The 13326-nt window shown below is 75.2% G+C and carries 12 protein-coding genes and 1 pseudogene; 10 read left to right on the forward strand and 3 right to left on the reverse strand.

Annotation, left to right across the window (positions count from 1 at the left end; translation table 11 throughout):
* Window positions 1-7 precede the first annotated feature (7 nt).
* On the reverse strand, window positions 8-523 hold the full coding sequence (locus ACSNOB_RS29490) for a PaaI family thioesterase (RefSeq protein WP_436690427.1): 516 nt from the start codon (window positions 521-523) through the stop codon (window positions 8-10).
* A gap of 56 nt (window positions 524-579) precedes the next feature.
* On the opposite strand from ACSNOB_RS29490, the gene ACSNOB_RS29495 reads away from it, so the two are divergent.
* A complete protein-coding gene (locus tag ACSNOB_RS29495) occupies window positions 580-1056 on the forward strand; it encodes a winged helix-turn-helix transcriptional regulator (RefSeq protein WP_436690429.1) in 477 nt (158 codons plus the stop codon).
* Between the two features lie 56 nt (window positions 1057-1112).
* On the opposite strand, the gene ACSNOB_RS29500 is transcribed toward ACSNOB_RS29495, so the two are convergent.
* Window positions 1113-1943 (reverse strand): GDSL-type esterase/lipase family protein, encoded by an 831-nt coding sequence (locus tag ACSNOB_RS29500; RefSeq protein WP_436690431.1) that lies wholly within the window; start codon window positions 1941-1943, stop codon window positions 1113-1115.
* A 253-nt stretch (window positions 1944-2196) separates the two neighbouring features.
* Between ACSNOB_RS29500 and ACSNOB_RS29505 the strand changes: the two genes are divergently transcribed.
* The 6 genes from ACSNOB_RS29505 to ACSNOB_RS29530 all read left to right on the forward strand — a co-directional run bounded on the left by ACSNOB_RS29505 (window position 2197) and on the right by ACSNOB_RS29530 (window position 10035).
* On the forward strand, window positions 2197-3246 hold the full coding sequence (locus tag ACSNOB_RS29505) for a S1 family peptidase (protein ID WP_436690433.1): 1050 nt from the start codon (window positions 2197-2199) through the stop codon (window positions 3244-3246).
* 103 nt (window positions 3247-3349) lie between these two features.
* Entirely contained in the window at window positions 3350-4957 is a 1608-nt protein-coding gene (locus ACSNOB_RS29510) for an MFS transporter (protein WP_436690435.1), read from the forward strand.
* A gap of 126 nt (window positions 4958-5083) precedes the next feature.
* Window positions 5084-6889: an aspartate--tRNA ligase gene (gene aspS, locus ACSNOB_RS29515; RefSeq protein WP_436690437.1), complete on the forward strand. Its 1806-nt coding sequence runs from the start codon at window positions 5084-5086 to the stop codon at window positions 6887-6889.
* Window positions 6890-7101: 212 nt separating this feature from the next.
* A complete protein-coding gene (locus ACSNOB_RS29520) occupies window positions 7102-7917 on the forward strand; it encodes an SDR family oxidoreductase (protein WP_436690439.1) in 816 nt (271 codons plus the stop codon).
* 121 nt (window positions 7918-8038) lie between these two features.
* Window positions 8039-8635, forward strand: a complete 597-nt coding sequence (locus ACSNOB_RS29525) for an ArsR/SmtB family transcription factor (RefSeq protein WP_436690441.1) — start codon at window positions 8039-8041, stop codon at window positions 8633-8635.
* On the forward strand, window positions 8632-10035 hold the full coding sequence (locus tag ACSNOB_RS29530; protein ID WP_436690443.1) for an MFS transporter: 1404 nt from the start codon (window positions 8632-8634) through the stop codon (window positions 10033-10035). Before ACSNOB_RS29525 ends, ACSNOB_RS29530 begins: the two co-directional genes overlap by 4 nt.
* A gap of 104 nt (window positions 10036-10139) precedes the next feature.
* On the opposite strand, the gene ACSNOB_RS29535 is transcribed toward ACSNOB_RS29530, so the two are convergent.
* Window positions 10140-10880 (reverse strand): GNAT family N-acetyltransferase, encoded by a 741-nt coding sequence (locus ACSNOB_RS29535; protein ID WP_436690445.1) that lies wholly within the window; start codon window positions 10878-10880, stop codon window positions 10140-10142.
* A 149-nt stretch (window positions 10881-11029) separates the two neighbouring features.
* Between ACSNOB_RS29535 and ACSNOB_RS29540 the strand changes: the two genes are divergently transcribed.
* The 3 genes and pseudogenes from ACSNOB_RS29540 to ACSNOB_RS29550 form a co-directional block, all read left to right on the forward strand.
* Window positions 11030-11242 (forward strand): hypothetical protein, encoded by a 213-nt coding sequence (locus ACSNOB_RS29540; protein WP_350708997.1) that lies wholly within the window; start codon window positions 11030-11032, stop codon window positions 11240-11242.
* Between the two features lie 76 nt (window positions 11243-11318).
* Window positions 11319-12833: a replication-associated recombination protein A gene (locus ACSNOB_RS29545; RefSeq protein WP_436690447.1), complete on the forward strand. Its 1515-nt coding sequence runs from the start codon at window positions 11319-11321 to the stop codon at window positions 12831-12833.
* A pseudogene (locus tag ACSNOB_RS29550) lies at window positions 12830-13326 on the forward strand (hypothetical protein); the annotation flags it as partial. The gene ACSNOB_RS29545 and the pseudogene ACSNOB_RS29550, both read left to right, overlap by 4 nt.

Raw genomic sequence — 13326 nt, forward strand, 5'->3', positions numbered from 1 at the left:
GTGGGGGTCAGGCGGGTTGGTCGAGGGGGAAGAGGAGGCAGGTGGACGTGGCGTGGGCGACCAGGCGGGACTGGGCGTCGAGCAGCTTCGCCTCGGCCAGGGCCGTGCGGCGGCCCCGCTGGACGACGGTGCCCTCGCAGCGCAGGGTGCCGCTCGCGACGGTGACCGGGCGGAGGAACTTCACGTTCAGGTCCAGCGAGGTGTAGCCGACCCCGGCCGGCAGCGTGGTGTGCACCGCGCAGGCCGCCGCCGTGTCCAGCAGGGTGGAGATGACCCCGCCGTGCACGGTGCCGAGCGGGTTGTAGTGGAACTCCTGGGGGACCAGCTCGACGGCCACCCGGCCCTCGTCGGCCTCCATCCGGGACATGTCGAGCAGGTGCATGATCGGCGGCGCCGCCAGCTCCCCGGCGATCATCGCGCGGAGCAGCTCCAGGCCGCCGCGCCGGCCGAGGTGCGCGGCGTTGATGCCCGGGTCGGACCACGAGAAGGTACGGCTGCGCGCCGGGCCCTGCGTCTGTGTCATGGACCCAGCCTGGCAGCGCGTTGCTGAGTCTGTCAATCAGACCTAGCCTGGAGCGCATGAGACCCGCGGCACTGGACTGGTCCGTCGAGAACTGCACCATCGCCCGCGCGATGGAGGTTCTCGGCGAGCGGTGGACGCTGGTCGTCCTGCGCGAGGTCTTCAACGGCGTCCGTCGCTTCGACGACATGCGCGTGCGCACCGGCATCCCCCGGCAGGTGCTCACCAACCGGCTGGCGATGCTGGTGGAGCGGGGGGTGCTGCGGCGCGAGCCCTACCGGGAGCCGGGCAGCCGGGTGCGCCACGAGTACCGGCTGACCGAGATGGGGCTCGACCTCTGGCCGGTGCTGGTGGCCGTCCTGGGCTGGGGGGACCGCTACCTGGCCGACCCGGACGGCTCGCCGTTGACCGTCGCGCACCGCGACTGCGGCGCGCAGGTGCGCGTCGAGCTGCGCTGCGAGCGCGGGCACGAGGTGGCCCGGCCCCGCGACGTGGTGCCGCGACCGGGGCCCGGGGCGCGCCGCCGCGTCGGGTGAAGCCGGCACGGCGACGCGCGGACGGTGGTCGCCGTCCGCGCGTCAGGACCGGCCTGTCACCAACCGAATCCGGCGGCGTACGAGACGCTCGCCAGGACCCGCTGCCCGCTGGCGTTCGGGTGGAAGTAGTCCCAGGCGGAGAGCTGGCTGAGGGTGAACGGGTAGCCGAACACGGCGTTGTCGTCGAAGTCGCAGTTCGGGCCGTACGCGGCGCAGGCCTGGGCGAGCTGCGTGTTGTAGTCGACGACCCGCTGGCGTACGCGGTTGCGCCGGTCCACGTCCGCCTGCGCCGTGGAGGTCGGGTTGGCGAGCATCGACTGGCAGACGCCGAACAGGGACCAGGCGCTGCGGGCGCTGCCGCTGTCCTTGCCGACCGACCAGAGCCGGTGGATGTCCGGCACGCTGATCAGCTGCACCCGGGCGTCGGGTAGCCCGGCCTTGAGGCGGTTGAGCGCGGCGTCGATGTTGGCCCGGTAGGTGGCCACCGGCGTCATCCCCGCCTCCGTGCCGGTGCAGGCGTCGTTGGCGCCGATCAGCATCGTGACGTAGCCGACGCCCTGGCTGACGGCGGTGCCGGCCTGGCCGTACATGTCGGCGGACTTCGCGCCGCTGCGCGCGTCGTTGTGGTTGCGGCCGTCGATGGCCGGATTGGTCGCGCGGATGCGCAGGTAGTGACTGTTCACCGTGGAGTTGTCACCGGTGCTGAACGACCGGGAGGTGCAGTCGACGTACCAGCCGCAGGCGTTGAAGCCGCGCGTGATCGAGTCGCCGAGGCTGGCCATCGAGGTCGGTGGCGGGCCGGGGTCGGCGGCGGCCGGGGTGGCGGCCGGCAGGACGAGGGCGGTGGCTACGGCGAGGGGGACGAGCAGCCGTCGGAAGGGCTTCACGGTGGCCTCCGGATCGCGGGTGCCGAGGGTGTTGGTGCGGTGAACAGAGCGTATAGACGTACGTCTGTGTCCACAATGTTTCCGACCGGTGACGGAAGCAGCCGGGGCGAAAAGGACAAAGTCGGGTCTTGCCTACGATCTTAAGTATGTGAATACTTCACTCAGCTCGGCCGGTTTCCCCAGATCGGCCGGCATGGTCCCCGGTCCCGTCGCCCCCGACGCGGGCCCGTCACCCCTCCCTGGAGGTTGTTGCATGCGACCCACGAGGTCCTCGCTCCGTCGTGCCGCCACCATCGCCGCGGCCGGAGCCCTGGTCGCCGGCTCGCTGATCGGCGCGCCCGCCCAGGCCGCACCCGCGTTCGCCTCGCCGGACGCCGCCGCCGGTCTCGCCGAGCGCCTCGGCGACCGGTCCGCCGGTGCGTACGCCGACGCCAGCGGCAAGATGGTCGTCACCGTGACCGACGCCGCCGCGGCCCGTCAGGTCAGCGCCGCCGGCGCGACCCCGAAGATCGTCAAGCGCGGCGCCAACGAGCTGGCCCGCGCCACCGCGGAGCTGGACCGCTCCGCGAAGATCCCCGGCACCGCCTGGTGGACCGACCCGGCCACCAACCAGGTCGTCGTCTCCGTCGACAGCACGGTCACCGGCGCCAAGCTGGAGCGCGTCAAGGCCGCCGCCGCGCGGATGAACGGCGCGATCCGCATCGAGGCCGAGGCCGGCGTGCTGAGCACCCGGATCTCCGGCGGCCAGGCCATCTACGCCGGTGGCGGCGGCCGCTGCTCCCTCGGCTTCAACGTCCGCAGCGGCACCACCTACTACTTCCTGACCGCCGGGCACTGCACCAACATCTCCTCCAGCTGGTACAGCAACTCCGCCCAGACGAACCTGCTCGGCACCCGCACCGGCAGCAGCTTCCCGGGCAACGACTACGGCATCGTGCGGCACAACAACTCCGCCAACGCGGCCGGCAACGTCTACCTCTACAACGGCAGCTACCGCGACATCACCGCCGCCGGCAACGCGTACGTCGGCCAGTCCGTGCAGCGCTCCGGCAGCACCACCGGCCTGCGCGGCGGCTCGGTGACCGCGCTCAACGCCACGGTGAACTACGCCGAGGGCTCGGTCTCCGGCCTGATCCGCACCAACGTCTGCGCCGAGCCGGGCGACAGCGGCGGCTCGCTGTTCAGCGGCTCCACCGCCCTGGGCCTCACCTCCGGCGGCAGCGGCAACTGCCGGACCGGTGGCACCACCTACTTCCAGCCGGTCACCGAGGCGCTGAGCCGCTACGGCGTCAGCATCTTCTGACCGTTCGCACGCCAGCGGGCCGCCGGATCCTCCGGCGGCCCGCCCGCGTGCCCGGGCCCGGTTCGCCGGACTGGAGCGGGTCGGCCGGGGTACGTTCCGGTCGGTGAGCGCCCCCGTGACCCCGCCCGCCGAACCCGCCGCGTCCGCCTGGGCCCCGCTGCGGCACGCCGCGTTCCGCAGCCTCTGGCTGGCGGTGCTGGCCAGCAACGTGGGCACCTGGATGCAGACCGTCGGCGCGCAGTGGCTGCTCGTCGACGAGGCCAACGCCTCGACGCTGGTGTCGCTGGTGCAGACCGCCAGCATGCTGCCCGTGCTGCTGCTCGCCCTGCCCGCCGGCGCGCTGGCCGACACCCTGGACCGCCGCCGGCTGCTGATCGGCGTGCAGTGCTTCCTGGCCGCCGTCGGCGTACTGCTGACCGGGCTCACCGCCGCGGACCGGATGCCGCCGGCGCTGCTGCTCACCCTCACCTTCGCCCTCGGCGTCGGTCAGGCGCTGACCCTGCCGGCGTGGCAGGCGGTCATCCCCGAGCTGGTGCCCCGGTCACAGCTCGTCTCCGCCTCGGCGCTCGGCTCGATCAGCGTGAACCTGGCCCGCGCGGTCGGGCCGGCCGTGGCCGGCGTGCTGGTGGCCCGGGCCGGCGTCGCCACCGTCTTCGCCGTCAACGCGGTGTCGTTCGCCGTCTTCGCGCTGGCCCTGCTGCGCTGGCGGCCGGAACGGCCCGAGGGCGACGACCTGCCGGAGCGGTTCACCGCCGCGTTGCGCGCCGGCGGCCGGTACGTGCGGCACTCGCCGGTGGTCCGCCGGATCCTGCTGCGCGCGGCGCTGTTCGTGGTGCCCGGCAGCGCCCTGTGGGCCCTGCTGCCCCTGGTCGCCAGCCGCCGCCTGCACCTGGGCGCCGGCGGGTACGGCGTGCTGCTCGCCGCCCTCGGCGTCGGCGCGGTGGTGGGTGCCCTCGTGCTGCCGCGGATCCGGCAGGCGTTCACCACCAGCCGGCTCCTCCTGCTGGCCGGGCTGGTCTACGCCGCCGTCCTGGGGGTGCTCGCTCTCGCGCCGGGGCCGGTGCCGGTCACCCTGGCCCTGGTGCCCGCCGGGATGGCCTGGATGACCGTGTTGTCCAGCGTCAACGCGGCGATGCAGCTCTTCCTGCCCGGCTGGGTACGCGCCCGCGGGCTCTCGGTCTACCAGATGGTCTTCGCCGGCGGGCAGGCGCTCGGCGCGGTGGCCTGGGGCGCCCTCGGCGAGGTGACCGGCCTCGTGGTCGCGCTCGCCGTGGCGGCGGCGCTGATGGCGGCCGGCGCGGCGACCGTGCCGTTCTGGCCGCTGCGCGACACCCGGGGCATCAACCGCGACCCGGCCGTGTGGTGGCCCGAGCCGCACCTGACGCTGCCCGCGGATCCGCGCACGGGCCCGGTGCTGGTGACCGTCTCGTACACGGTGCCACCCGAGCGGCAGGCCGAGTTCGTCGCGGCGATGCGGCTGGTGGGCCGGTCGCGCCGGCGTACCGGGGCGATGCGGTGGGGGCTGTTCCGCACGGGGGAGCGGGAGCACGGCTTCGTCGAGGTCTACCAGGTGCCGTCCTGGGAGGAGCACCTGCGCCAGCACGGCGGCCGGCTCACCGGCGCCGACCGGGGGGCGGAGGAGCGCGCCCGGGTGCTGACCGTCGGGGACGTCGTGGTGAACCACCTGCTCCCCGCCGAGCCGCGCGACTGATCCGGCCGGTCAGCCACGGGCCGCGCCCTGCGGCGACACCGCCTTCCTCACCCCGCAACGGGGCGCAGGGGGAGGCTGACAGAATGCCAGGGGTAACGGTGGACCGCAGATGAGGAGACGCAAGTCGTGATCCGTACCCATGACGCCGGCAGCCTGCGCGCGACGGACGCCGGCACCACGGTGACGCTCGCCGGCTGGGTGGCCCGCCGGCGTGACCACGGCGGCGTGATCTTCGTGGACCTGCGCGACGGCTCCGGCGTGGTCCAGGTGGTGTTCCGCGAGGAGGACGCGCACGCGCTGCGCAACGAGTTCTGCGTCCGGGTGACCGGCGAGGTGACCCGCCGCCCCGAGGGCAACGAGAACCCGGAGCTGCCGACCGGCGAGATCGAGGTGACCGCCGCCGAGCTGGAGGTGCTCTCCGAGGCGGCGCCGCTGCCGCTGCCGGTGGACGACCAGGTCGAGGCCGGCGACGACATCCGGCTGCGCTACCGCTACCTCGACCTGCGCCGCAGCGGCCCGGCGAAGGCGATGCGGCTGCGCTCGCGGGCCAACCAGCTCGCCCGCGCGGTGCTGCACGAGCGGGACTTCCTGGAGATCGAGACCCCGACGCTGACCCGGTCCACCCCGGAGGGTGCTCGCGACTTCCTGGTGCCGGTGCGCCTGCAGCCCGGCAGCTGGTACGCGTTGCCGCAGTCCCCGCAGCTGTTCAAGCAGCTGCTGATGGTCGGCGGCATGGAGCGGTACTACCAGATCGCCCGCTGCTACCGCGACGAGGACTTCCGCGCCGACCGGCAGCCGGAGTTCACCCAGCTCGACATCGAGATGTCCTTCGTCACCGAGGACGACGTGATCGACCTCGGCGAGGCGATCGTCTCGGCGCTCTGGAAGGACCTGGCCGGCCACGAGATCTCCCGGCCGATCCCGCGCATCACCTGGCACGACGCCATGGCCCGGTACGGCTCCGACAAGCCGGACCTGCGCTACGGCGTCGAGCTGACCGAGCTGACCGACTACCTGCGCGGCACCGAGTTCCGGGTCTTCGCCGGGGCGATCGACGCCGGCGGCTACGTCGGCGCGGTGGTCATGCCGGGCGGCGCGTCGCAGAGCCGCAAGGAGCTGGACGGCTGGCAGGACTGGGCGAAGGCGCGCGGCGCGCGCGGCCTGGCGTACGTGGTGCTCGACGCCGAGACCGGCGAGGCGCGCGGGCCGGTGGCGAAGAACCTCTCCGCCGAGCACCTGGGCGGGCTCGCCGACGCGGTCGGCGCCAAGCCGGGCGACGCGGTCTTCTTCGCCGCCAGCACGAACACCCGCGAGGCGCAGGAGCTGCTCGGCGCGGCCCGCATCGAGATCGCCAAGCGGGCCGGGCTGGTCGACGAGAACGCCTGGGCGTTCTGCTGGGTGGTCGACGCGCCGATGTTCGAGCGCACCGACGAGGGCGGCTGGACCGCCGTGCACCACCCGTTCACCTCCCCGAACGCCGAGTGGGTCGACCGGTTCGAGGAGGCGCCGGACCGCGCGCTGGCCTACGCGTACGACATCGTCTGCAACGGCAACGAGATCGGTGGCGGCTCGATCCGTATCCACCGGGGCGACGTGCAGAAGCGGGTCTTCGACCTGCTCGGCATCACCCCGGAGGAGGCGCAGGACAAGTTCGGCTTCCTGCTGGAGGCGTTCAAGTACGGCGCCCCGCCGCACGGCGGCATCGCCTTCGGCTGGGACCGGGTCTGCATGCTCCTCGCCGGCGCGGACTCGATCCGCGAGGTGATCGCCTTCCCGAAGACCCGGGGCGGCTTCGACCCGCTGACCGGCGCGCCGACGCCCATCACCACCCAGCAGCGCGCCGAGGCCGGCATCGACGCCAAGCCGAAGCCGGCCGCCGCGCCGCACACCGGCACGGCCGGCCCGGCCGCCCCGGTCGCCGACCCGACCTGACCGGTTCCGGCCCGGTTCCCCGACGAACCGGGAGGCTTGCGTCATGATTCGCCAAGCGGCCTGACGCGGGCCTCCCGGCGGGACGGTCGCCCCGGCGGGCCGGGGCGACGTCGCCGGCCCGGGCCCGGAGGCGTCGGGCCGGGCCTGGAGGCGCCGAGTCGGCCCGGGGCGTCGAGTCGGTCCGGGGCGCCGACGCGAGGAGAGGGGGCGGCGTGACGCTGCTCGTGGTGGGGGCCAGCGGGCACCTCGGCGGTGAGGTCTGCCGGCAGGCGGTCGCGGCGGGGGAGCGGGTGGTCGGGACGTACCACTCGGGCGGGGTGGAGGTGCCGGGCGTCGACGCGCGCCGGCTGGACGTGACGGACCGGGCCGCGGTGCGCGACCTGGTCGCCCGGGTCCGCCCCGACGCCGTGGTCAGCACCCCCTACCGGTACGCGGAGTGGACGGTGACCGCCGACGGCGCGGCCCATGTCGCGTACGCGGTCGCCGAGGTCGGGGCGCGGCTGGTGCACCTGTCCAGCGACGCGCTGCACGCCGGCCGCCCCGAGCCGTACGCCGACGACGAGCCACCCAGCCCGGTCTTCCCGTACGGGGCGGCGAAGGCGGCGGCCGAGACCGCGGTGCGGGCGATCGATCCGGGCGCGGCGCTGGTGCGCACCTCGCTGATCGTGGGCGACGAGCGGAGCAAGCAGATCCGGCTCTGCCTCGACGCCCTCGCCGGGCGGGCCGCCCTGTTCACCGACGAGATCCGCTGCCCGGTCGACGTCACCGACCTGGCCGCCGCCGTCCTCGACCTGGCCGGCAACCGGTACGCCGGCCCGCTCAACGTGGCCGGGCCGGACGCGGTGAGCCGGGCCGAGATGGGGCTGCTCGTGGCCGCCCGGTTCGGCCTCGACCCGGCGGGGCTGAAGACCACCACCAGCGCCTCCTCGGGCCTGGTCCGCCCCGCCGAGGTGCGCCTCGACTCGTCCCGCGCCGCCGCCCTGCTGCCGACCCGCCTGCGCGGCATCCGCGAGCTGCTCGCCGCCTGACCCGCCCGGTCCCCGCGCCGGGTCGTGCCCGCCGCCCACGCTCCACGTCCGCCATCACCGGCGCATGTCGTCTATGCACAACTCTTGTGCATAGAAAGTGTGCAGAGATAGTGTGTATCCCATGGAGAACGCATCCCCGCCCTCGGACGCGCTGCGCAACGTCCGACTCGACCACCGGCAGGTCCGCGTGCTCGCCCATCCGCTGCGGATGCGGCTGCTCGGCACGCTGCGCCTGGACGGCCCGGCCACCGCGACCGCGCTGGCCGAGAAGCTGGACACCAACACCGGGGCGACCAGCTACCACCTGCGACAACTCGCCGAGGTGGGGCTGGTCGTGGAGGACCCGGACCGGGGCACCGGCCGTCAGCGGTGGTGGCGGGCGGCGCACGACATCAGCAACTTCGACCCGAGCGACTACGACGACGATCCCGACGCCCGGGCGGCGATGGAGTGGATCCAGGGCGACCAGGTGCGACTGCTGGCCGAGTTGGCCGAGCGATGGATGGCCGAGGCGGCGAGCCGCTCCCCGCAGTGGCGGGACGCCGCCGGCATGAGCGACATGGTGCTGACCCTCGGTCCGGCCCGTCTCCAGGCGCTCAACGACGAGCTGTGGCAGGTGCTGATGCGCCACCACGACGAGGCGACCTCCGACGAGCCGGACGCCCGGTCCGTGCACGTCTTCCTCGCCGCGTTCCCCCGGGTGGAGGGGAAGCGGTGAGCGCGCTGTCCGTACGCCAGGTGCGGCGCCGCTTCCTCGTGCTGCACGGCCTGCGCTGGCTGCCCACCGGCCTGATGGTGCCGGTGATGATCCTGCTCATGCAGGAGCGTGGCCTGACGCTGTCCCAGATCGGCCTGGTCTCCGTCGCCCAGGGTCTGGTCGTGCTGGCGCTGGAGCTGCCCACCGGCGGGCTCGCCGACGCACTCGGGCGCCGCCCGGTCCTGATCACCGCCTGGCTGGTCAACCTCGCCGCGCTCGCGCTCTTCGCGGTCGCCGACTCGTTCGCGGTGTTCTTCCTGGTCTGGGCGTTGCAGGGTGTCTTCCGGGCGCTGGACAGCGGCCCGCTGGAGTCCTGGTACGTCGACGCCACCCTGGCCGCGGACCCGAAGGCCGAGTACGAGCCGGGCCTGGGCTACGCCGGCACCGTCATCGGCGTGGCCATCAGCGCCGGCGCGCTGCTCGGCGGCGGGCTGGTCGCGCTCGGCCCGGTCGGGCCGGTCAGCGCCCTCACCGTCCCGGTGCTCGTCGCCGCCGCGCTCCAGGTGGTGGCCCTGGTCGCGCTGCTGGTGCTGCTGCCCGAGGTCGGCCCGGCGAAGGGCGCCGGCGCGCTGCGGGCGTCGGTCGCCGAGGCGCCGCGGATGGTCGGGCAGGCGTTCGGGCTGCTGCGCCGCTCCCGGGTCCTGCTCGCCCTGGTCTCCGTCGAGCTGTTCTGGGGCTTCGGCATGGTCACGTTCGAGTCGCTGCTCCCGGTCCGGCTCGCCGAGGTGGTCGGCGACCCGGACCGGGCGGCGGCCCTGCTGGGGCCGGCCAACTCGGCGGCCTGGCTGGCCGGGGCGGCCGGCGCCGCGCTCACCCCGCTGCTGCTGCGCTGGCTGGGCGCCGCGCCGAGCGCCGCCCTGCTGCGGATCCTGCAAGGGGTGACGGTGGTCGGGATGGGCCTGCTCGCGGGCCCGGCCGGGGTGCTGGTCGCCTACCTCGCCTGCTACACCGTGCACGGGGCGTCCAACCCCCTGCACATGGGTCTGCTGCACCGGCAGGTCGACGGTCCGTACCGCACCAGCGTGATCTCGCTCAACTCGATGATGGGCCAGCCCGGCTTCGCCGTCGGCGCCATCGTGCTCACCGCGCTCGCCGACGCCGTCAGCGTCAGCACCGCCATGCTCGTCGGCGCGGTGGTGCTGGCCGTCGCCGCCCCGCTCTACCTGCCCGCCTGGCGCGCCGGCCGTCGCCCCGCGCCTGACCCCGTCCCCGCTGCGGACGCCGGCCCCGCGTCCGGTGCCGTCACCGCGACCGGCTCCGCGCCGGGGACCGGGTCGGGCCCGCCGAGGCCGGGGGACGACTGCCGCCAGTCGGTGGGTGGGCGGCCGGAGGTGGACGCCGCGCCCGCGCACGGCGGCTGACGGTCCCTGCTCGCCGCGTTCCACACGGCTCGGGTGCCATCCGCGACGTCGGCGTCCGGCAGCGCGGTCGGCGGGAGCCCTCGCGAAGGGCTCCCGCCGTCCGTTCAGGCCAGGTGCACCGAGCTGCGGGCCAGGGTGCCGGTGAAGCCGAGCCGCCGGTAGAGCCGGATCGCCCCGACGTTGGCGGTGTAGACGCCGAGCGCCACGGTGTCGTGGCGGGCGAACAACGCCCGGGTCATCCCGGCGGTCAGCGCCGCGCCCAGCCCTCGGCCCCGCAACTCGGGGGCGACGGTCAGGCCGGCGAGGAAGCCGACGTCGCCCCGGCTGCGGTCCGCCCCGCAGGCGACGATCCGGTCGCCGTCGCGGATGCCGTACCAGTCGACGACCCGGGGGTCGCCCGGGCGCGAGGTGGTGGTCGGGAAGGACTCGTCGATCAGCGCGGCCAGCGCCGGGTGGTCGGCCTCGGTGAGCCGGACCACCCGCTCCTCCGCGGGCTGGCGCGGCGGCGCGGTCGCGGCCCAGAGGAAGTCCCACTCGTCGTGCCGCGCCACGGCCAGCCGGCCGGCCAGCGCCGCCGGGTCGAGTCGCGGCAGGTGCAGCCACTGGCCGGGGCGCAGCACGCCCCGCGCGACGAGGTCGGCGAAGACGTCGACCGCCGGGCCGGGGGCGCCGATCGCGCCGCCGGCCGGGCCGTGTTCCGCCGGGAGCAGCCAGCCGACCGCGTCGTCGCGCCGCCAGCCGCGCGGCTGCTCCCCGAGCCAGAGCGAGTGCCGGGCGTACGGGTGGTGGCCGGCGGCCGCCAGGATGGCGTCCCGCCCCTCCAGGACCTGGTCGGCGATGATCATGTTGCCAGCCTAGAACGCCCGCCGAACCCCCGTCGGCGGACCCCGGACGACCCTGCGGGGGCCGGGCCGGTCCACGGTGGAGATTGGCGAGCGGACCGATTGGGTACATCCCGCGCCGACCCACTGGGAACCCCCACCGGAGGAACGACATGCTCGCCATTCTCGCGGCGATCGTTTTCGGCTTCGCCCTGCTCCTCGACCTCTTCGACACCAACCTCGGTGCGCCGGACCTGCTGAACCCGTCCACCCTGCTGATGCTGGGCCTGCTGCTGCTCTCGCTCTACCTGGCCGGCGTCGGCAGCGCCCCGCGCGGCGGGGGCGGCGGCCGCTGGTACCGGGGCCGGCGTCCGGGCCGGGGCTGACCGTAAACGATCATCAGCGGTCCCGCCCCGCGGCGCGCCTCCGGCGTGCTGGGGCGGGACCGGTACTGTTCTCGTGATGGAGTCCGACGCCCTCTTCTCCCTCGGTGAGCCCGCCGGAGCGCCCCCCGCGCCCGCGGGTTCCGTCGGTGTGGACGGCTTCACGGCGGTGGGGGAGGATTCGCCCCTGCCGGTCCGGATGCGCCCGCGCAGCATCGACGAGCTGGTCGGGCAGGACCACCTGCTCGCGCCGGGCGCCCCGCTGCGCCAGCTCGTCTCCGCCAGCGCGCCGATGTCGGTCATCCTGTGGGGACCGCCGGGCAGCGGCAAGACGACCATCGCGCACCTGGTGGCCCGGGCCACCGACCGCCGCTTCGTCGCCATGTCGGCGCTCACCGCCGGGGTCAAGGACGTGCGCGCGGTGATCGAGACGGCCCGCCGGCAGCGCCGCTCCGGCGGCCCGCAGACCGTGCTCTTCATCGACGAGGTGCACCGGTTCAGCAAGACCCAGCAGGATTCCCTGCTCGCCGCCGTCGAGGACCGCACCGTCACGCTGCTGGCGGCGACCACCGAGAACCCGTACTTCTCGGTCATCTCACCCCTGCTGTCGCGGTGCGTGCTGCTCACCCTCCAGCCGCTGGACGACGCGGCGGTGCGCGGCCTGCTGCGCCGCGCGGTCGCCGACGAGCGGGGGCTCGGCGGCGCGCTGACCCTGGAGTCCGAGGCCGAGGACCATCTCGTCCGCCTCGCGGCCGGTGACGTGCGCAAGGCGCTCACGGCGCTGGAGGCGGCGGCGGCCTCGGCGACGGCGCTCGGCGCCGGGCGGATCGACCTGGCGACCGCCGAGCAGGCGGTCGACGTGGCGGCCGTGCGCTACGACCGCGCCGGCGACGCCCACTACGACGTGACGAGCGCCTTCATCAAGAGCATGCGCGGGTCGGACGTGGACGCGGCGCTGCACTGGCTGGCCCGGATGCTGGTCGCCGGCGAGGACGCCCGGTTCATCGCCCGCCGCCTGGTCATCTTCGCCAGCGAGGACGTCGGCATGGCCGACCCGACCGCGCTCGGCGTCGCCACCGCCGCCGCCCACGCCGTCGAGTTCGTCGGGCTGCCCGAGGCGCAGCTCAACCTCGCCCAGGCGGTGATCCACCTGGCCACCGCCCCGAAGTCGAACTCGGCCACCGCCGCGATCGGCGCGGCGATCGCCGACGTGCGGGCGGGCCGGGGCGGGCCGGTGCCGCGCGGGCTGCGCGACGCGCACTACTCCGGCGCCAAGGGGCTGGGCCACGGCACCGGTTACCGCTACCCCCACGACGACCAGCGCGGCGTGGTCACCCAGCAGTACGCTCCCGACGACCTCGTCGGCACCGACTACTACCGGCCCAGCCAGCACGGCGCGGAGCGGGCGGTGGCCACCCGGCTGCCGCTGCTGCGCCGCATCGTCCGCGGGCTGCCGGCCCCGGTCACGCCGCCGCAGGCGCCGGTGGCGGTGGCGAGCGGATCGGCGGGAAACGGCCGCCGCCCGGCGGACCCGGGCGGCGCCGGCGCGACGCGAGAGGGCGGCAGTGACGCCGTCGAGGAGGGTCAGCAGTGAGATCGCGTGGTTCGGAGCGACCGGAGGACGGCCCGGACGAGCGGCGCGACTCCCGCGCCAAGGGTCGCCGCTGGGGGCGGGGCAAGGCCGAGGCCGAGCCCGAGGAGCCGATCAGCGGCGAGGAGTTCGGCTGGATCGACGACCTGCGCTCGGCCAAGCAGCAGCGGACCGAGCTGGGGCCGGGCGGGGCGGAGCCCGGCCCGGCCGCGGGCGCGCCGACGCCTCCCGGCCCGGCCGAGCCGCCCCACCGCGCCCCCGGCCCGGCCGCGGCGCCTCCGGCCCGTCGCGGCGGGGCGGAACCCCCGCGCGCCCGGCCGACGGACGGGCCGTGGCCCGGTGCCACGGAGCCCCGGCCGGTCGGCCCGGCGGCTCCCGCGTCCGGGGCCGCCCCCGCGCCGCCGCCCGCGCGCCGGGCTGCGGGCGACCCGCCGGAGCCCGGGCCCGACGGGGGGCCGGTCGGTGGGCCCGAGACGGGCCGGGGGTGCCGGTCTGT

This window comes from Micromonospora sp. URMC 106 (genome assembly GCF_051386395.1).
Taxonomy (GTDB): Bacteria; Actinomycetota; Actinomycetes; order Mycobacteriales; family Micromonosporaceae; genus Micromonospora.

Bases quoted from the DNA above. Each gene is read 5' to 3' on its own strand.
- ACSNOB_RS29490 (WP_436690427.1), bottom strand. From the start codon at position 523: ATGACACAGACGCAGGGCCCGGCGCGCAGCCGTACCTTCTCGTGGTCC.
- ACSNOB_RS29495 (WP_436690429.1), top strand. From the start codon at position 580: ATGAGACCCGCGGCACTGGACTGGTCCGTCGAGAACTGCACCATCGCC.
- ACSNOB_RS29505 (WP_436690433.1), top strand. From the start codon at position 2,197: ATGCGACCCACGAGGTCCTCGCTCCGTCGTGCCGCCACCATCGCCGCG.
- ACSNOB_RS29525 (WP_436690441.1), top strand. From the start codon at position 8,039: ATGGAGAACGCATCCCCGCCCTCGGACGCGCTGCGCAACGTCCGACTC.
- ACSNOB_RS29535 (WP_436690445.1), bottom strand. From the start codon at position 10,880: ATGATCATCGCCGACCAGGTCCTGGAGGGGCGGGACGCCATCCTGGCG.
- ACSNOB_RS29540 (WP_350708997.1), top strand. From the start codon at position 11,030: ATGCTCGCCATTCTCGCGGCGATCGTTTTCGGCTTCGCCCTGCTCCTC.
- ACSNOB_RS29545 (WP_436690447.1), top strand. From the start codon at position 11,319: ATGGAGTCCGACGCCCTCTTCTCCCTCGGTGAGCCCGCCGGAGCGCCC.